Source organism: Streptomyces sp. NPDC047081 (assembly GCF_040643775.1).
GTDB lineage: Bacteria > Actinomycetota > Actinomycetes > Streptomycetales > Streptomycetaceae > Streptomyces.
This window is the reverse complement of record NZ_JBEYUY010000004.1, coordinates 347,186-365,116: the sequence shown is the minus strand read 5'-3', so window position 1 is coordinate 365,116 and position 17,931 is coordinate 347,186. Positions and strand designations below refer to the sequence as shown.

General features: G+C 71.5%; 16 protein-coding genes. 8 read left to right on the top strand and 8 right to left on the bottom strand.

Going from position 1 to position 17,931, the window contains the following annotated elements; genetic code table 11:
* Positions 1-176: 176 nt before the first annotated feature.
* From ABZ848_RS10060 to ABZ848_RS10050, 3 genes are all read right to left on the bottom strand, one after another.
* On the bottom strand, positions 177-623 hold the full coding sequence (locus tag ABZ848_RS10060; RefSeq protein WP_360828226.1) for a type II toxin-antitoxin system PemK/MazF family toxin: 447 nt from the start codon (positions 621-623) through the stop codon (positions 177-179).
* A gap of 21 nt (positions 624-644) precedes the next feature.
* On the bottom strand, positions 645-854 hold the full coding sequence (locus tag ABZ848_RS10055; RefSeq protein WP_360828223.1) for an antitoxin: 210 nt from the start codon (positions 852-854) through the stop codon (positions 645-647).
* A gap of 144 nt (positions 855-998) precedes the next feature.
* Entirely contained in the window at positions 999-2,423 is a 1,425-nt protein-coding gene (locus ABZ848_RS10050; RefSeq protein ID WP_360828220.1) for an amidase, read from the bottom strand.
* Positions 2,424-2,663: 240 nt separating this feature from the next.
* Here ABZ848_RS10050 and ABZ848_RS10045 point away from each other — a divergent pair, with 240 nt between their 5' ends.
* Positions 2,664-4,043 (top strand): glycoside hydrolase family 43 protein, encoded by a 1,380-nt coding sequence (locus ABZ848_RS10045; RefSeq protein WP_360828217.1) that lies wholly within the window; start codon positions 2,664-2,666, stop codon positions 4,041-4,043.
* Between the two features lie 31 nt (positions 4,044-4,074).
* Here the strand turns inward: ABZ848_RS10045 and ABZ848_RS10040 are convergent, their stop codons facing one another.
* From ABZ848_RS10040 to ABZ848_RS10030, 3 genes are all read right to left on the bottom strand, one after another.
* Positions 4,075-5,799 carry a SpoIIE family protein phosphatase gene (locus tag ABZ848_RS10040; RefSeq protein WP_360828631.1) on the bottom strand — a complete coding sequence of 575 codons (1,725 nt, stop codon included), beginning with the start codon at positions 5,797-5,799 and terminating at the stop codon, positions 4,075-4,077.
* Positions 5,800-6,011: 212 nt separating this feature from the next.
* Positions 6,012-7,490: an MFS transporter gene (locus ABZ848_RS10035; protein ID WP_360828214.1), complete on the bottom strand. Its 1,479-nt coding sequence runs from the start codon at positions 7,488-7,490 to the stop codon at positions 6,012-6,014.
* Entirely contained in the window at positions 7,490-7,933 is a 444-nt protein-coding gene (locus ABZ848_RS10030) for a hypothetical protein (RefSeq protein WP_360828212.1), read from the bottom strand. The genes ABZ848_RS10035 and ABZ848_RS10030 overlap by 1 nt, the downstream gene beginning before the upstream one ends.
* 106 nt (positions 7,934-8,039) lie before the next feature.
* Between ABZ848_RS10030 and ABZ848_RS10025 the strand changes: the two genes are divergently transcribed.
* Positions 8,040-8,618: a TetR family transcriptional regulator gene (locus tag ABZ848_RS10025; RefSeq protein WP_360828209.1), complete on the top strand. Its 579-nt coding sequence runs from the start codon at positions 8,040-8,042 to the stop codon at positions 8,616-8,618.
* A 23-nt stretch (positions 8,619-8,641) separates the two neighbouring features.
* Here the strand turns inward: ABZ848_RS10025 and ABZ848_RS10020 are convergent, their stop codons facing one another.
* Positions 8,642-10,048 (bottom strand): alpha/beta hydrolase-fold protein, encoded by a 1,407-nt coding sequence (locus ABZ848_RS10020; RefSeq protein WP_360828207.1) that lies wholly within the window; start codon positions 10,046-10,048, stop codon positions 8,642-8,644.
* Positions 10,049-10,490: 442 nt separating this feature from the next.
* Between ABZ848_RS10020 and ABZ848_RS10015 the strand changes: the two genes are divergently transcribed.
* The gene (locus ABZ848_RS10015; protein WP_360828204.1) at positions 10,491-11,798 is read left to right on the top strand and encodes a DUF3500 domain-containing protein; all 1,308 of its coding nucleotides are present in this window, start codon (positions 10,491-10,493) and stop codon (positions 11,796-11,798) included.
* A gap of 52 nt (positions 11,799-11,850) precedes the next feature.
* Here the strand turns inward: ABZ848_RS10015 and ABZ848_RS10010 are convergent, their stop codons facing one another.
* Positions 11,851-12,552, bottom strand: a complete 702-nt coding sequence (locus ABZ848_RS10010; protein WP_360828201.1) for a TetR/AcrR family transcriptional regulator — start codon at positions 12,550-12,552, stop codon at positions 11,851-11,853.
* 249 nt (positions 12,553-12,801) lie between these two features.
* On the opposite strand from ABZ848_RS10010, the gene ABZ848_RS10005 reads away from it, so the two are divergent.
* From ABZ848_RS10005 to ABZ848_RS09985, 5 genes are all read left to right on the top strand, one after another.
* Positions 12,802-13,626: an SDR family oxidoreductase gene (locus ABZ848_RS10005; protein WP_360828198.1), complete on the top strand. Its 825-nt coding sequence runs from the start codon at positions 12,802-12,804 to the stop codon at positions 13,624-13,626.
* Between the two features lie 313 nt (positions 13,627-13,939).
* Positions 13,940-16,537 (top strand): nitrate- and nitrite sensing domain-containing protein, encoded by a 2,598-nt coding sequence (locus ABZ848_RS10000; RefSeq protein ID WP_360828195.1) that lies wholly within the window; start codon positions 13,940-13,942, stop codon positions 16,535-16,537.
* Positions 16,534-16,971 carry a roadblock/LC7 domain-containing protein gene (locus tag ABZ848_RS09995; protein ID WP_360828192.1) on the top strand — a complete coding sequence of 146 codons (438 nt, stop codon included), beginning with the start codon at positions 16,534-16,536 and terminating at the stop codon, positions 16,969-16,971. The genes ABZ848_RS10000 and ABZ848_RS09995 overlap by 4 nt, the downstream gene beginning before the upstream one ends.
* Positions 16,968-17,342: a DUF742 domain-containing protein gene (locus ABZ848_RS09990; RefSeq protein WP_360828189.1), complete on the top strand. Its 375-nt coding sequence runs from the start codon at positions 16,968-16,970 to the stop codon at positions 17,340-17,342. The genes ABZ848_RS09995 and ABZ848_RS09990 overlap by 4 nt, the downstream gene beginning before the upstream one ends.
* A complete protein-coding gene (locus ABZ848_RS09985) occupies positions 17,323-17,931 on the top strand; it encodes an ATP/GTP-binding protein (RefSeq protein ID WP_360828186.1) in 609 nt (202 codons plus the stop codon). The genes ABZ848_RS09990 and ABZ848_RS09985 overlap by 20 nt, the downstream gene beginning before the upstream one ends.

The window sequence follows — 17,931 nt, the reverse complement described above, 5'->3', positions numbered from 1 at the left end:
CGTTGTTGTTGCTTTTAGTGGTTACAGATGGAGTCAATCATCACCCGGCTAACCGGTCAAGGGGAATTAGAGAGTTAGGCAGACAAGGCGAGTCCCCCGCAGACGGGGGACGGCTGCGGGGGACTCACCCAGGAAGATGGCGGAGGGACGGGTCGGGTTCCCGTCCCGCGTGTTGTTCAGTTCCAGCCGTAGCGCTCGTGCAGCCGGTGGCGGACCAGGTTGAACCTGCCCCGGTCCAGGGCGCACGCCTCGCGGCGCATGCCGGCCTCGTGCAGGCGCAGTACCCGGTCCACGTCGACCCAGGAGTCGCGCCCCGACTTGTCCCACGGGCCGCTGCCGATGGCCACCCACTCGCGGTCGCCGTCGTGCCGCTTGCTGGACAGCTGCACCGCGAGCAGTGTGCCGGCCGCCTCACGGGCGACGACCAGGACCGGCCGGTCCTTGCCGCGGCCGTCGTTCTCCTCGAAGGGGACCCAGGTCCACACGATCTCGCCGGGGTCGGGGTCACCGTCGTGCGCCGGCGCGTACTCGGTGCGCACCTTGCCGACCTCGCGCGGATCGGCCTCGGTGGTGGCGGTGGGCCCGAAGCGGCCCGGGACGTTCTCATCGGTAAACGCAGTCACGCACGCACCCTAGAGGACAGGTCAGTTGGCGGAGTCCCTGGCCTGTTCGCCCAGGCGCTCGACCAGGGCCTGGGCCTTGTCCACGCCGGTGTCGATCTGGTCGCCGTACTTGCCGTCCGTCTTCTCGTCGATCAGGTCGCCCGCCTTCTCCAGTCCGTCGCCGATGGCCTCGCCGTGGGCCTCGGCGACGTCCTCGGCCTTGTCCTTGAGGTTCTTCAGGGACTCGAACATCGGGGTGTCCTCCTCCGGTTGGGCCCGTGACCGTGCACATGGCGATGCTCCTGGCGCGCAAAGCGAGCGGACAAGAGGGCGCTCGAAGCACTGGGGGCACGAACGCGGGGGCGCGAAAAGGTGGGGACCACGGGCCCAACCCCCTTACGCCGCCGGGGAATCCGTCACCGCCCACCCCGGTGGCCACGCCTCGTGCCAGCGCAGCTCCGCCTCCAGCTGCGCGGCGAGCGAGATCAACAACGGCTCGCTGCCCGCCGGGCCGAGCAGCTGCGCGCCGACGGGCAGCCCGTCGCCGACGAAGCCCGCGGGGACGTTGACACCGGGCCAGCCCAGCACGTTCCACGGCCAGGCGTAGGGGCACGCGGCGATCATCGCCCGGTCGGTCGCGAAGCCGCTCAGCGGCAGCATCGCTCCGACGCGCGGCGGGGGAGCGGCTGTTGTGGGCGCGAGGACCACGTCGTACGACTCGAAGAATCCGCCGATACGACGGTGCAGCACCGCCTCCGCCCGCCGTGCCGCCCGCAGGGGTGCCCCGTCCAGCAGCCGGCCGAGCCGGGCGGCGTCGCGGGTGCGGCGGTCGAGGAGCGCGGGGAAGGGGGCGTCGCCGACGCGCTCGGCGAGGCCGACGGTGGCGCGGGGGATGAAGGTGAGCCCGATCTGGCCGTAGGGCGGGTCGGCCTCCTCGACCACATGCCCCAACCCGCTGATCTTCTCGGCGAGTTGAAGGACCTGGCGGCGCACCTCCGGCTGGAGGCGGGCGGGCAGGGCGGTGAACGGCGGCTTGAGGGAGAGCGCGATGCGCAGCCGCCCGGGGTCGCGGCCGACTGCCCCGGAGGCGTCGATGGCCGGCGGCCGGTGCGGGTCCCGCTCGTGGTTGCCGCTCGCCGCGTCGAGGAGCAACGCCGCGTCGGCGACCGTGCGTGCCAGGGTGCCGTTGACGGTGATGCCCTGGAAGGACTCGCCGCGCGGCCAGGTCGAGATGCGGCCGCGCTGCGGCTTGATGCCGATGAGGTGCGTCCAGGAGGCGGGGATGCGCACGGACCCGGCACCGTCCGAGCCGAGCGCGGCGGGCACGAGCCCGGCGGCCACGGCGGCGGCCGAACCCCCCGACGAACCGCCCGGCGTGTGCTCGGTGTTCCAGGGGTTGCGGGTCGCTCCGAACGCCGGCCCTTCGGTGAACGGCCACTGCCCGAACTCGCAGGTGTTGGTCTTCCCGACGATGACGGCCCCGGCCGCGCGCAGCCGCCGTATCGCCTCCCCGTCCTCGGCGACGGACGGCCACTCGCCTTCGCAGCCGAAGGCGGTCGGCTCGCCCGCGACGTCCATGTCGTCCTTGACGGCGACGGGGACGCCGAGCAGCGGCTTGCGCGCTCCGGCGGCCAACTCCTTGTCTGCGGCCTCCGCTTCGGCGAGCGCGGCCTCGGTGCGAACGATCCGGAAGGCGTTGAGGGAGGACTGGGTCGCCTCGATCCGTGCGAGGGTCTGCTCGACGAGCGCCCGGGAGGTGAAGTCGCCGTCGGCCAGCGCACGCGCGGTCTCCAGCAAGCCTGCGGAACGGTCGGGCGTCATGCGGCACACCTCCGGGACGACACTGTCTACCGAACGGTAACGTCCGAAAGCGCTTCGCCGGAACGCCTTGCGGGGAGCGGCAGTTGGGCGGGCGCGCCACAGTGTTCACACAGGGCTCATCGAGTCGTGCGCGAAGCATTGACGTCCCAGAAACCTCACCCTTACCTTCTGATCGACTTTCCGAACCATGTTCGGCATGTCGGACATTGGAGCGCTGTTTTCGTACCAGGGAGAGCCGCCGTGACCACACGTCCCCCCAGCCTGTCCCGCCGTACCCTGCTGCGCGCGATGGCGGCGCTGCCCGCCTCGGCCGTGCTGCTGGGCGAGCTGCCCGGCGGTGCCTTCGCCGCCGCACCGGCGAGCGGCTCCGCCACCCGGTACACGATCGTGCCGTTCCTCAACAGCGACGACGGCACGGTCAACGTCTACCAGTCCGACGACGCCACCGACTTCCGGCTCGTGCAGTCCTCCGCGTACACCCCGCCGAGCAACCGCATCCGCGACGCGAGCGTGTTCAAGCACACGGACGGCTACTACTACCTCACCTACACCACGCACACCTGGCAGGACGTCAGCACGACCATCGGCTTCGCGCGCAGCTCGGACCGCGTCAACTGGACCTTCCTGTACGACTACACGGTCCCGATCACCAATCTGTCCCGGGCGTGGGCGCCGGAGTGGTTCGTCGACAGCGACGGCAGCGTCAACGTCATCGTGTCCTGCTCGGTCACCAGCGACGAGTGGATCTTCACGCCGTATCTGCTCACGGCGACCAACTCCGCGCTCACGGCGTGGACTTCACCGGTGGCGCTGTCCGGCATCGGCTCGAACCACATCGACACGTACATCGTGAAGGTCGGCTCGACCTACCACGCCTTCACCAAGAACGAGACGGCGAAGTACATCGAGTACGGCACGGCGTCCAGCCTCGCCGGCCCGTACACGATCTCGAAGACCGGTGACTGGGCCGGCTGGGGCAGTTACCGCGAGGGCCCGTCCGTGATCCAGCTGGACAACGGCGGCTGGCGGATCTTCTTCGACGGCTACGGCGACGGGAACTACTACTACAGCGACAGCTACGACACCTTCGCCACCTGGAGCGCCCCGAAGGCCCTCCCGTCCATCTCCGGCACGGCCCGCCACTTCACGGTCATCAAGGAGACGGTGTCGGGCGGCCCGAGCCTGGCGAAGAACGTCACGCGTTCCTTCCAGTCGGCCAACTACACCACCCGCTACTGGCAGGAGCAGTCCTCTCTCCTCAACCTCCCCGTGGTGACGAGCTCCAGCACCAGCGCGGAGAAGTCGGCGTCCACCTTCACGGTGGTGGCCGGCCTCGCCGACTCCAACGGCTTCTCCTTCCGCGACGCGTCCGGCAACTACCTGCGCCACTACAACTACCGCGCCCGCTTCGACGCGAACGACGGCACGTCGACCTTCGCCAAGGACGCGACGTTCATCGCCCGCACGGGATCCTCGTCGGGCTCGATCCGCTGGGAGTCGTACAACTACCCCGGCTACTACCTCCGCCACTACAACTACCAACTGGTCCTCAACGCGACGGACGGGACGGACCTGTTCCGCCAGGACGGCTCGTTCGTACCGGTGACTGCCTGGAGCTGAGCCGGGCGGCGGTCATTCGGCCAGTCGGCCCTCAGCGGCTGTGCTCCGGCGCAGGCGTGCGCAGGGCCAGCAAGGCGACGTCGTCGTCGTTCGTGGTCGGGCGGACGCGGTGCAGGAGTTGGTCGGTGAAGGCGGTCAGGGGGCGGTGGACGAGGGCGGCTGCGTGGCGGCGCAGTCGGTTCAGGCCCGTGTCGAGGGTGTGGCCGGGGGCTTCGATGAGGCCGTCGGTGTAGAGGACCAGCGTCGAGCCGGGCGGCAGGACGGCCATCGCGTCGGGACGCGGGGCGGTGGCTCCGACGCCCAGGAGGATGCCGTGGCCGTCGGTGAGGTACTGGGCCAGGCCTTCACGCGTGATCAGCAGCGGCGGCGGATGTCCCGCGTTGGTCCACGACAGCCGCCAGTCCCCGGCCTCGGACGCCTCGATCCGGCCGAAGATCATGGTGGCCATGGTGACGTCGGTGATGTGCTGGACCGCCTGGTCGAGCCGCTCCACGATCCGGCTGGGCGGCTCCTGCTGGGACCAGGCGTAGGCGCGCAGCATGTTGCGCACCTGGGCCATGCCGGCCGCCGCCTCCAGGTCGTGGCCGACGACGTCGCCGATGGCCAGGGCGGTGGACCCGTCGGACAGCAGGAAGGCGTCGTACCAGTCCCCGCCGACCTGCGAGGCGTCGGGCGCGGGCAGATAGCGGGCGGTCAGCTGCAGATCCGGTGCGCCGGGCATCTGCGGCAGCAGATGGTTCTGCATGGTCTCGGCGACCTTGCGCTGGCGCTGGTAGAGCCGGGCGTTGTCGAGAGCGAGGCCGGCCCGGCGCGCGATGTCCTCGATCAGCGGGAGCTCGGCCGCGGTGAACGGGACCGGGTTCTCGGCGCGGCCCAGCGTGAGGGCGCCCAGGACGGCGCGGGTGCTGCGGATGGGGGCGATGGCCGCGGAGTGCATGCCGGTGGCCTCGAACAGGTGGCGTTGCTCGACGGCGATGCCGGAGTCCGGGGTGCGTCGGTAGGTCTGGGGCCCGGCCAGCGTGGAGGCGACACCGCGCAGGGCCCGGGACAGCGGCATCGGGGACGTCTCGGGGACCGGGGGCATCGGCCCCTGGAGATCGTCGCGGCGCACCAGGCCGTCGCCGTCGGCGTGCACGACGACCGCGCGCCACACCTCGTCCCGCTCCGTGATCAGGTCGACGACCGCCCAGTCCGCGAGCCGGGGCACGACCAGGCGGACCAGCCGTTGGAGCGTCTCGTCGGCGTCGAGGGTGGAGGACAGCCGGGTCGTGGTCTCGGCCAGCAGCGTCAGCCGTTCGAGCTCGGTGAGCGATGCGGCGGCCGGCTCGGGCGGGGGAGCGGTGACCGGTTCCTGCCGGGCGGTGTGGAAGACGACCAGCGTCCCGGTGCCGTCGTCGCCGAGGTCGTACGGGCTGATCAGCCAGGAGACGCGCAGCAGCGAGCCGTCCGGGCGGGCGAAGTGCTCCCCCTCGCCCTGGGCCGCGTGCCCGGCGTGGAAGGCCCGCCGCATGCTGCACTGGGTCCTCGGCATCGACTGGCCGTGCGGCCCCCGGTGCAGCAGGTCGTGGGCGTCGCGGTCCAGGAGCTGATCGGCGGACCGGGCCAGGAGCCGTTCGGCGTGGCTGTTGACGGCGACGATGCAGCCCTCTTCGTCGACGACGTACGCCCCGGTGCCGATGGCCTCCAGCGCGCGCCCGAGACCGTCGGAGAGCGCGGACCGCCTCCGAGTGGTCTCCGGGTTCTCCGGGACGACCATGTCCTCGCCTCGCCTCCTCCTGGCCGACGGGGCCGCCGCCCGTACGGTCCGCACGCGGCCCTCCCCGCGCGCACCCTCCGAGTGCCCTGTTTGCCCTCCGTTTACCCGGCCCGGCCGGGACCCGCCACCCGGAGGAACATCCTGCCGGGCGTGAAGTCCCCACTGACCAGGGGCAGTTCGGCCATTCCCGAAGGCTTCCGGGCCCGACCGCGTCACGTCCGCGCCGGCTCGGCACGGCGAGGGAGCTCCACGACCGCCGGCAGGGCGAGGAAGACGATGGCCGCGGCGACGAGGAAGGCGGTGCGGTAGCCGGACTCGGACGGCACGGCGGCGTGCGCGGAGGTGGCCCCGGCCACGATCGCGGCGGCGATCTGGGCGCCGAGCGCGCCCCCGATGGTCCGCAGGATCGTGTTCATCCCCGTCGCGACCCCGGTGCTCCCCGCGTCGACGGCGCCCACGACCAGGTTTCCGACGGAGGCGAAGGCCAGCCCGTACGCGATGCCGAGCACCGCCCCGGCCGCCGCGAGCTGCCACGGACGGTCGTGGGCGAGCGCCAGAGCCAGCAGGGATACGGCGCCCAGGGCGGCGCCGGTCCGGAACACCCGCCTCGCCCCGACCGCCGCGGTGAGCCGGGCGGCGAGCGGCGCCGCAAGGACCATGAAGGCCGCGATCGGCGCGATGAGCAGGGCGGTCCGCGCGGGGGAGTAGCCGAAGCCGTACCCGGCGGTGCTGGGGGTCTGGGCCAGCGCCGGCAGCAGCGTGACGGCGGCGAACATGCCCACGCTCACGACCAGCGTGGCGACGCTGACCGGCGCGAGCCGCCGCCCCGCCAGAACACGCAGGTCCACCAGCGGCTCGCGGGCCCGCGACTCCGTCACCGTGAACGCCACCGCGGACACCAGCGTCACGGCGCCCAACAGGAGGATCGCCGCCGACGACCAGCCCCACAACCGACCCTGACTGATCATCAGAAGCAGGCCGACCACGGCGACGGTCAACAGCAGAGCGCCGGGTACGTCGATGCGCGCACGCTCGCCCGGCAGGCCGGGCGCGGGCAGCCGCGCCGTTCCGGCCAGCGCGAGCAGCGCGACGGCCAGACAGCCCCAGAACAGCCAGGCCGGCGCGGCGACTTCGACGACCGGACCGGCGGCGACCATGCCGACCGCACCACCGACACCGAACATCGCGCTCAGAGCGGCGACGACCCTCCCGAGCCGCTCCCGCGGCACCGCAGCCCGCGCCAGACCGAAGGCGGCAGGGAAGACCGCGCCGGACAGCCCCTGGACCGCCCGGCCCGCCAACACCCCGGGGAACCACCCGGCGTTCGCACCGACCGCGGCCAGCGCACTGCCCACGGCCAGACAACCGAGCCCGGCGGCCAGCACGGTCCGGTGCCCGTGCTGGTCCCCGAGGCGGCCGGCGATCGGCGTGGCCACGGCCGAGGTCAGCATGAAGGCCGTCAGCAGCCAAGTGGCCGACGGCGTACTCACGTTGAGATCGTGGGCCAGCACGGGCAGCGCGGCGAGCACGATCGTCTGGGAGGCGGCGACTCCGAACGCGGCCAACAGCAGTACCGGTACGGCCAGTTGACCGCCGGCCTGCTCATGTCCACCCGCTTCCCGCGACGCGCGACGCCGAAGCGAGCGGCGGGCGGACAGGATCAGACCGCCCACGGCGACGAGGATCCACATCAGGCGCCGCTCCCGCCCTGCGCGCGAGCGTCCGGCCCGTCCCCCGTCTTGAGCTGTTCCCGTACCCACGCATGCGCGGCCGCCACGGTGTCGACCGTGTGCGTGGGGCAACCCCACAGCTTCGCGCCCGCGCGGATCGCCTTCGCGTTGGCCTGCTGCATCTCGGCGGAGACCACGAACGCCAGCCCGAGGCAGGACTCGGCCAGCCCGGGACGCAGCCGCCGGAGCATGCGCACCCGCTCCGTCGCGGCGGCCAGGCGCGGCCCGCGCCGCACCGCCGAGGGCATGCGTACGACGGCGGCGAAGCCCTCGCCCCGGGCCCTGGCCGCTTCCACGGCGGCGCCCAGCGCGCCCGCCACCGCGGCCGGCGCTTCGTCGCCGGTCAGTTCCGATACGTCCACGACCACCAACGGCCATGTGGGGAAAGCCGGTTCAGGGGTCACCCGTCCACCTCCGTCACTCGCAGGGTTAGGTGACCCTAACATGATAGTGACCGTTGGTCACTAAGTAGTCCGACGGGCATCACCTCCTGGCCGTTAGGGTCGGATCATGCAGCCCCGCACCCCCAAGATCGGGCGCCCCGCCCGCCTGAGTCACGAGCTGATCGTGGCCACCGCCATGCAGAGCGACCTGGCCACACTCACCATGCGGGAGCTCGCCGGACGCCTCGGTGTCTCGCACTCGGCGCTGTATCGCTGGGTCGCCGACCGCGACCAGCTCCTCGACCTGATCAGCGAGACCGTGGTCGAGCGGATCCTGCCGGAGGGCGAGCCGACCGAGGACTCCTGGCGGGACTGGCTGGCCGAGCTGGCCTGGTCCATGCACGACCAGTTCCTGGCCGTCCCCGGGTACGCGACCCACGTCGCGCGCCCGCACCGGCACAACCCGGCCTCCTTCGCGCGGCTGCGCGACCGGGTCGTCGGGGCGTTCCGTGTCGCCGGCTGCGACCAGGCCCTGGCCGAGCAGAGCTGGACCGTCTTCGGCCTGAGCGTGGTGCAGTGGATCGGCGCCGTGGAGTCCGCCGGTGAACTCCACGGCCTGACACCGCGCTTCGACCTCTTCCTGGACGTACTGCTGCGCGGCCTGCCGGCCCGCCCGTCACCCGGCTGTCCGCGCCCTCCGGCGTAGCCGCCCGGCACGGGCGAGGGTGCTCACAGGGACTGCTTCATCAGCCAGTCGCGGATGCCGGGGATCGAGTACGCGATCTGCCAGGTGCCCGTGTGCGCGTTGAGGGCGCCGGTCGTGTCGGTGACCGTCCCGGTCTGGAAGGCGGCGTAGTTCACCGGCGCCTGCTGCTTCTTGAGGTTGCGTACGTCCGCCGCGAACTGGGCGGCGGTGGATCCCGCGTCCCACACCGCCGTGCCGACCTTGGTGCCTGCCGCCTCGATGACCTTGGTGATGGCGTTCTCGCCGGGGTAGGCCTTCGTGTCGTCCTGCGCCACGAGGATCCACAGCTTCTTCTGCGCCAGAGGTGCGGCCTCGCTGTCCGGCCACTGTCCGGCGACGATGTAGGCCGCCGCGAAGAGGTCCGGGTACCGGATGTTCAGTCCGAGGGAGAGCATCGCGCCCATCGACTGACCGGTGGTGTACCGCCGCTTGGGGTCGATGGCGTACTTCTTTGTCACCGCCTCGACGAGATGGGCGGTGGTCTCGAAGAGCGTGGTCGGCTTGTAGTTGTCGTCGATCACCACCTCGCCGTACTCGGGCGCGAGCACGAACGACTCGTGCCTGGCCTGGTCCTCGGGACTGGCCCAGCAGACCGCGCCGAGCCCCTGGACCAGCGGGCCCACGGTGTCGACGTTGACGACGCTCGCGTCGTGCATGAACAGCACCAGCGGGTACTTCCTGCGCGGGTCGTAGCCCTTGGGCACGAACAGGTTGTACTTGAGCGTGCGCCCGGTCGCCGGGTCCTCGAAGGTGAACTGCCGGAAGTCGTCGACGATCAGGTTCACCACCGCGCTGGTGGCCACCGCGGTGCCGCTGGCCGGATAGCGCCCGCCGCGGCTGGTGCTGATCGTGCCGGTCTGGGTGACCGTGGCCTGCGCGGGCACGATCGGTCCGCCGGGGGTGGTGTCGCCGGCCGTCGGTCCGCCGGTGCCGGGATTGGTGCCGGAACTGCCGGACGGGCTGGGCTGGGGTGACGCGGACGCGGACGCGGAGGCGGTCGGGCTCGGCGACGCGCCGACCGCGTCCTTGCCCCACAGCAGGGCCGCCTTGTCGTCGGGTGACAGTTCGACGACGACATACCGGCCGTCCCGGCCCCGGTCGGCGAGTTCGGCGGTCCGGTTCGCGTAGACCTTGGTGACCGTGCGGTCCGCGACTGCGAACGACGAGACCGAGAGCGAAGAGTCGGCGATGTCGTGGTCGTACTCGACCGCCACGGCGATGAGCTTCTGCCCCTCGCCGTAGACCCTGGTGATCGCCGTGGCGCCGGCGATGTGCCCGCTCTCCGACGCGGGGGCGTCCGAGCCGGAGGCGACCGCGACGGCACGGCCGCCGAACACGGCGGCGGTGCCGATCCCGGCCGATCCGGCGATGAGAGTACGCCTGGTGACCAAAACAAACTCCTTCATCGGTGGGGGGAATGAGACTGCCTGGCCGGATTCGATCCCCGGTATATGGCGGGCGACAACGAGCCACTTTTCCCGGCGCGGGGAAGCGGAAAAGGGAATGTCGATCCGGCGCTCCGTGAGCCTGGCACCGGTGAGGTGGGCGGTCAACGACGGAGGCGCGGGATCTATGGTTGCGCAGGCTGACGACACGGCCCCCACCTGCGGGGCGGCCCCGTGCCGCGTGAAGACTCCGAGGAATCCCACAGAAACCACAGGAAGTTCAGAGACGCGGTTCATTCGGGCGGACAGTACAAATTGCCCGCGATATTTTCGGCCTCATGGCCGGCTGCGCGACGTCGATTCATGGATCTCTCATTCTTCTCGGTCATAGTCGTCCGCAGCCGCTGACATGAACCGTCCGTTATCGAGAATTGTGAGGTGCGACAGGATGACCGACAGCGAGACGAACGGAATCAGAGAGGCGGACCGGCGCAGCTTCATGCGCCGGGTGTTCCTGGCCGGCGGCGCCACGGCCTTCACCGCGATGGGCGGCGCGAGCGCACTGGCCTTCGCCGACGACGCCACCCCCTCCGCCACGCCCACCGACAGCGCGAGCCCGTCCCCCAGCGCGAGCGCGACCCGCGCGCCCGGCGGTGGCGGACCCGGTGTGCAGGCCATCACCGAGGACTTCTTCGGCCTGACCACCGACGGCCGCCGGCTCGACGACCTGTTCACGATCCACTCCCAGGGCGTCGACACCGCCCCGGTCGTCGCGGCCGCGAACGCGTTCCTGGCCGGCCTCACCGACACCCAGAAGAAGGCGACGCAGTTCACCCTGCGCTCCACCGAGTGGCGGACGTGGAGCAACCTCGACCCGGGCGAGTTCCCGCGCAAGGGCGTCTCCCTGGCCGATCTGTCGGACACTCAGAACGCGCTGGGCACGGCCCTGTTGAAGGCCGCGCTGAGCGCCGACGGGCTGGAGACCACCGAGAAGATCCGCCGCATCAACAACGCCGCCGGTGAACTCCTCGGCAAGAGCGACAACTTCAACGACGTCCTCTTCTACTGGACCGTGATGGGCACGCCCTCCGAGACCGAGCCCTGGGGCTTCCAGCTCGACGGACACCACCTGGTCGTCAACTACTTCGTGCTCGGCGACCAGGTCGTCATGAGCCCCTGCTTCTGGGGCTCCGAGCCCACCTCCATCGAGATCGACGGCGAGACCGTCTCGGTCTGCCAGGAGGAGGTCACGGCGAGCCTGGCGTTCATCCAGTCGCTCACCGCCGACCAGCGGGCGACCGCGATCATCTCGGCCACCAAGGCGGACGAGGACATGAAGGCGGGCGCCTTCGCCGACAACGCGGTCCTGGCGTATGCCGGTATCCGCGCCACCGCGCTGACCGGGGCTCAGAAGAAGAAGCTGCTCGCGGTCGCCGAGGCGTTCGTGGACCGCGCGAAGGCGGACGTCGCGAGGGCGCGGATGGCCGAGATCCGCGCCCACCTGGACGACACGTATGCCGCCTGGATCGGCGGTACCGGCGACGACGATCCCTTCTACCTGCGGGTGCACAGCCCCGTCGTGTGGATCGAAGTCGACTGCCAGGCGGCAGGGCCGCTGGGCGGGGCGTACGGCAAGACCCGGGCCGACGGCCCGAGCCAGCTGCACATCCACTCCGTCATCCGCACGCCGAACGGCAACGACTACGGCAGCGAGCTGCTGCGGCAGCACTACCTGACGTCGCCGCACCACCGCTGACATCCAGATCCGCTACGGCCCGGACGCGAGAGTGCGTCCGGGCCGTGTGCCGTCAGCCGGTCGCGGCGCCCCACTCCGCCTCGGGGTCCAGCGGCAGCTCGGGGCGGTCCCGCTTGAACTCCGCCGCCTGCTCCTCGACCTTGGGCAGCGCGTGCTCGGGCGCGCCGAACCCGCGGAACAGGGTCGTGCAGTACTCCCGGGCCAGATAAGCCGCGTCCCACTTCCCGTCCGGGTTGACCCACTGGTACGTGTGGTTGTGGAGGTTGAGGAACTGCAGCGTGGCCAGCCGGGGCGGCAGCGCACGGAACATGCCCTGGTCGACGGCCTCCGCGAGCAGGTCGGAGATCAGCTGCTCGAAGTCGGAACGCTGGCCCAGCAGAGTCTTCAGCTCGGGCCCGCTCAGGCTGCGGTAGTCGTGCTCGTAGACCCAGATGTGGTCCAGCCGACGGAAGATGATCGTCAGCAGCGACTCCGACAGCAGCCGCAGCCGCAGCAGCGGATCCGCGTCGAGCTCCGTGATCTCCCGGGTGCGGGTCAGCAGCGGGCCCATCACCCGCCCCTGGATCTCGACGAGGAGGTTCTCCTTCGAGCCGATGTAGTAGTACAGGGCTCCCTTGGCGAGCCCGACCGCGCGGCCCAGATCGTTGATGGACGTCGCGGCGTACCCCTGCCTGGCGAACAGCTCCGCCGCGACGTCGATGATCTTCTGTCGTCTGACCTCGAAACCCGGTCCGTGGCCCGGCGGTCGTGGCATGGGTCCTCTCCCCGCTCGCTGCTTACGAGCTGTCTCCTGAAACCGACTCCCGGCACCACGTCGGACGGCTTGCGCGCATCCGGGGGAAGCGGTCTCCGGGGACGTCACCTGGTTTGCTGGACCCAACGGTACGTTAAAGGGTGAGGCCCGGGCGGGACATGGGTACGCTGCCAGCGCGAACAGGGGTCCGGACACCGACAGCCGCGGGACACTCTTCCTGTGACGGGTGTCCCGAGTGAGGAGCGGCGCATGACCACGGTAGGGATCGCCACCGGTGCCGGTCGCGGGACCGGGGAGGCATGCGCGAGGCGCCTCGCCGACATGGTGGACGTGCTGGTGCTCGCCGACCGGAACGAGGCGGCGGCCGCCGCGCTCGCCAAGGACCTGGCCGGCTCCGGCCGCAGGGCCGTCGCCGAGCCGTTCGGCGTGGACGTCACCGACCCGGAGGACCTCGCCCGCCTGGCCGACCGGGTCGCCGGCCTCGGTACGCTCCGCGCCGTCGCGCACGCCGACAACGTGGAGCCGGAGGGGGTCGACTGGCGCGGGATCATCGAGGTCGACTTCGTCGGCACCGTCCTGCTCGCCGAGGCGCTGCGCCCGCTGGCCAGGGCCGGCACGGCCTTCGTGTACTGCGCGTCGGTGTCACCCCTGATCGCCCACATCGACCCCGACCCGGAGGTCGCGGCCGTCCTGGACGGACCGCCCGAGGAGGACTTCGTCGAGCGGATCCGCGAGGCGATCGGCCCGGCCCTGGAGGATCCGGCGTGGGCCTACCCGTGGGCCACCTACGGGGTCCACCGCTTCGCCCGCGCCGAGGCCGTGCGGCTCGGCCCGGCGGGCGCCCGCGCCTGCTCCGTGTCGCCCGGCGCCATCGACACCCCGCAGACCCGGCTGGAGACGGCCCGGCACGCATCGGTGCGGCAGCTCATCGAGCGCACCCCGCTGGGCCGTGTCGGCCGATACGAGGAGGTCGCGGCCGTCGTCGCGTTCCTGCTGTCGGACGAGGCGAGCTTCGTGAACGGTGTCGACATCGTCGTCGACGGCGGGCTCTACGCCGCTGTCCGGGACGAATGACGCCGCCTCCGGTGCGTGTGATCTAGTTCACATTCCAAAGTCTCCGGTTTAACGCCATCAGGGGTTCTACGCGCGTAGTGGACTGATCGTCCCAATCGAAGGGGTCGGTCCGTTTACGCGGTCTCTTGACCGCGGTCACAGGGATCGGTTTAGTACCTAACCGTCTGTCACATCTCCTGCACCTTCTGGCGCGTTCCCGCATGTCCGGACGCTTCGCCGTGCCACGCGCCACCCCGAAAGGAAATACCCCGGTGCCCCCGTTCATCGCGCCAGTCCATGCCCACAGCCGTGCCCTTCGACGCGGGTGGGTGAGATGAGCCGACACCGGGTCAAAGCCGCCCGGACCAAGTCGAACGCCGGCCGTGGCCGCAGTATCCGGGCCTCCCTCATCGCCCTCGCGGTGGTCCCGGCGGCCGGCATGGCCCTGCTGTGGGCCAGCGGCTCGGCCGTACAGCTCGACCAGTGGCACAAGCTGCAGCAGGACGGGTACGCGGCGGACACCACCTACGCCCTGGTCCCCGGCGTCAGCGCCTTCCAGGAGGAACGGCGGCTGACGATCCGCGAGTTGTCCTCGCAGGGCGGCAAGGACGCGCTGGCGGCGCAGCGGCGCCGCACCGACGCCGTACTCGCCGCCTTCCGCAAGGCGGACTCCGCCTCCGCCGGGGAGGGTTCGGCGCAGTACCAGGCCCAGCTGGCCGTCGTACGCAAGCGCCTCGCCGCCCTGACCGCCGAACGCGCCAAGGTCGACAAGGGGAAGACCACCCGGGAGCACGCCTACACCGTCTACTCCGACGCCGTGGCCTCCGTACTGAACCTCTTCGGCATGCTCAACACGGACAACAGCACCGGGGCCACGGCCGCCGAGGCGACCCGTGCGGTGGCGTTCATGCGGGGCACCGAGGCTCTGTCACAGGAACAGGTGATGCTCGACGGCGCCGTCGCCAGTGGGCGGTTGAGCGTCGCTGAGCGCACGGACCTGTCGGGCGCCGCCGCCGTCCGGGACTCCGTCTTCTCCAACGAGGTGGCGCCGTACCTGCCCACCGACCTGCAGACGTCGCTGGCCAAGGTCATCGGCGGACCGGACTGGGCCGCGCTCACGGCCACCGAGAAGGCGGTGAACGAGGCGGCCGTGTCGAGCGACGGCACCATCGACGTCCCGCGGACCGCCACCGAGCAGGCGGCCGTTCCGGGGCGGATGTCCGAGGCGGTGCAGGCCATCCAGAACCGGTTCCTGCCCACCGTCACCAAGAACGCCCAGGACCGCAACGACGAACTGCTGGCCCGGGTGCTGGGCGGCAGCGCCCTCGCACTGGTCGCGGTCATCGTGGTCGGCTTCCTGTCCTGGCGCATCACCCGCTCGCTCATCGGCCGCATGGCCGGCCTGCGCGCCGAGACGCTCGAACTCGCCCAGGACCGGCTGCCCGAGCTGATCACCAAGCTGCGTACCGAGGGCAGCCGCGCCGACATCGACGAGCTGCCCGAACTCGACTACGGCACCGACGAGTTGGGCAAGGTCGCGGAGGCCTTCAACAGCGCCCAGCGGACCGCGGTGAGCGTCGCACTGGAACAGGCCTCGCTGCGCGAGGGGGCTCGCCTGGTGTTCCACAACATGTCCCGCCGCATCCAGATCCTGGTGCACCGCCAGCTCACCGTCATCGACGGCATGGAACGCAAGGAGCAGAACCCGCAACTGCTGGCCGACCTCTACCGCGTCGACCACCTGGCCACGCGCATGCGGCGCAACGCCGAGAGCCTGACCGTGCTGTCCGGCGCGCCGCCGCGGCGCCGCTGGAAGCAGGCGGTGCCCCTCGCGGACGTGCTGCGCAGCGCGGTCTCCGAGATCGAGGGTTACGCCCGGGTCGTGGTCGAGCCGATGCCGCCGGTCGCGGTGGCCGCACCCGCGGTCGGCGACGTGATCCACCTGATGGCCGAACTCATCGAGAACGGCGTCACCTTCTCGCCCCCGCACACCGAAGTACGGGTCCGTGCGCTGCCGGTGGCGCAGGGGTACGCCGTCGAGGTCGAGGACCGGGGTCTGGGCCTTTCGGCCGAGGAGTACGAGGCGGCCAACGAACTCCTGCACGAACCCAAGGACTTCAGCTTCACCGCGCTCGGCCAGGACCCGCGCCTGGGCCTGTTCACCGTCGGCCACCTCGCCCAGCGGCACGCGATCACGGCCGGGCTGCAGGCCTCGTCGTACGGCGGAACGCTGGCCGTCGTCGTACTCCCGCACGCGCTCACCGAGCCGGTCACCGAGACGGCGGAGCCGCTGGACCCCCGGGCGGAACGCCATCTGGCGTCGGTCACCGACCCGTCGGACGCCGTCGGCGCGACGACCGGGGGACTCCCGAGACGCACCCGCACCACCGGGCGCCCGCTGGCCGTGCCCACGGACTGGGAACCCACCGAACCCGCAGCCCCGGCCGAGTCCCCCGCACCTGCCGTCCCGTCCGCCCGCCCACCCGCGTCCGTCCCCGGCGACCGCGCCACCGCCGTACGCCGCGTCCGTGATGCCGTGCCCACGCACGGCGGCGCCCAACCGGCGGCGCACGAAGGCGCGTTCCTGGCGGGTGGCCGGCCCCCTGCCCACCCGTCCGCGCATCCCCAAGGCTCCGAGCCGCCCACCGCCCCCGGCGTCACCCGCCCCAGCCGGCTGCCGCGCCGGGTGCGTCAGGCGAGTCTCGCGCCTCAGTTGAGGGAGCGGCCCCGGGACCCGGACGGGGCCTCGGAGGCCGGCCGGCCCGCCCCGGAGCGTCGGCCCGAGCAGGCGCGGTCGATGCTCGCCGCCCTGCGGGACGGCACCCGCCGGGCCCGGGCCCAGGAGGAAGTCCCCGCACCCGTCTGGCCCTCGGCCCCGTCCGAGCGGCGTCCGCTGCCCACCCGCAACCGCCCGACAAGGAACACCCCATGACAGCGACCAACACCACGCACGGCGGACTGGCCTGGCTTCTGGACAGCCTGATCGAACGGATCCCCGAGACGCTGCACGCCATCGTCCTGTCGGAGGACGGCCTGCTCGTCGGCAGCTCCGCCGACCTCGAACGGGCCGACGCCGAGCAGCTCGCCGCCATCGCCTCGGGTGTGCACTCGCTGGCGCAGGGCACCAGCCGCCACTTCGGCGGGGGCCGGGTCCAGCAGACCGTCATCGAGATGGACGACCTCTTCCTCTTCGTCACCACCGCCGGCGGCGGCGCCCGCCTCGCCGTGCTCGCCACCTCCGCGGTCGACGTCGGCAACGTGGGCTATGAGATGACCATGCTGGTGCGCCAGGTCGGCCAGTTCCTCAGCGCCGCCCCGCGGTTCCCCGAGTACGACGGCACAGCCTTCGCGGGTGAGCATGAATGAGGCACTGGTCGGAGGAAGACCCCTGGGCGGACGACGACCCCGGTCCGCTCGTCCGCCCGTACACCGTCACGCGCGGCCGGACCTCGTCCACCCGCCCCGGCCTCGAACTGATCTCCCTGATCAGCACCGTCCGGCCACCCACCCGCGACCAGCGGCTGCAGCCCGAACAGAACCGGCTGCTCGCCCTGTGCCGCACCCCGACCGCACTGGTGGAGGTCGCCGCCCGGCTCGACCTGCCCGTCGCCGTCGTCCGGGTCCTCCTCGACGACCTCCTGGACCATCAGCTCGTCTCCGTCTCCCAGCCCTCCGCGGTCGGTTCCACCGACGCCCGTTTCATCCAGGCAGTGATCGATGGCATACGCAGACTCTGACCCCGGCCGCACCGCGCTCGCGCCCGACGCGGCCACGGCCAAGATCCTCGTCGCCGGCGGCTTCGGGGTCGGCAAGACCACCCTGGTCGGCGCGATCAGCGAGACGGAGCCGCTGCGCACCGAGGAGCTGATCACCGAGGCCAGCGTCGGCATCGACGATCTGGCCGGCGTGGAGCGGAAGACCACGACCACGGTCGCCATGGACTTCGGCCGGATCACCCTCAGCCCGGCCCTGATCGTCTACCTCTTCGGCGCTCCCGGCCAAGACCGCTTCTGGTTCATGTGGGACGACCTCTCGCGCGGGGCGCTCGGCGCGGTCGTCCTGGCGGACACCCGGCGGCTGGAGAGCTGCTTCCCGTCCGTCGACTTCTTCGAGCACCGCGGGATCCCCTTCGCCATCGGCGTCAACTGCTTCGACGGCCGTTGCGAGGAGGACGAGGACGAGATCCGCGCGGCGCTCGACCTCGGCCCCGACGTCCCCCTGGTGCTGTGCGACGCCCGTGACCGGGAGTCGGTGAAGTCGGTGCTGCTGGCCCTGCTCGAACACGTCATGCGGGGCCTGGCGGTGGAGGCTTCGGCGAGCTGGTGA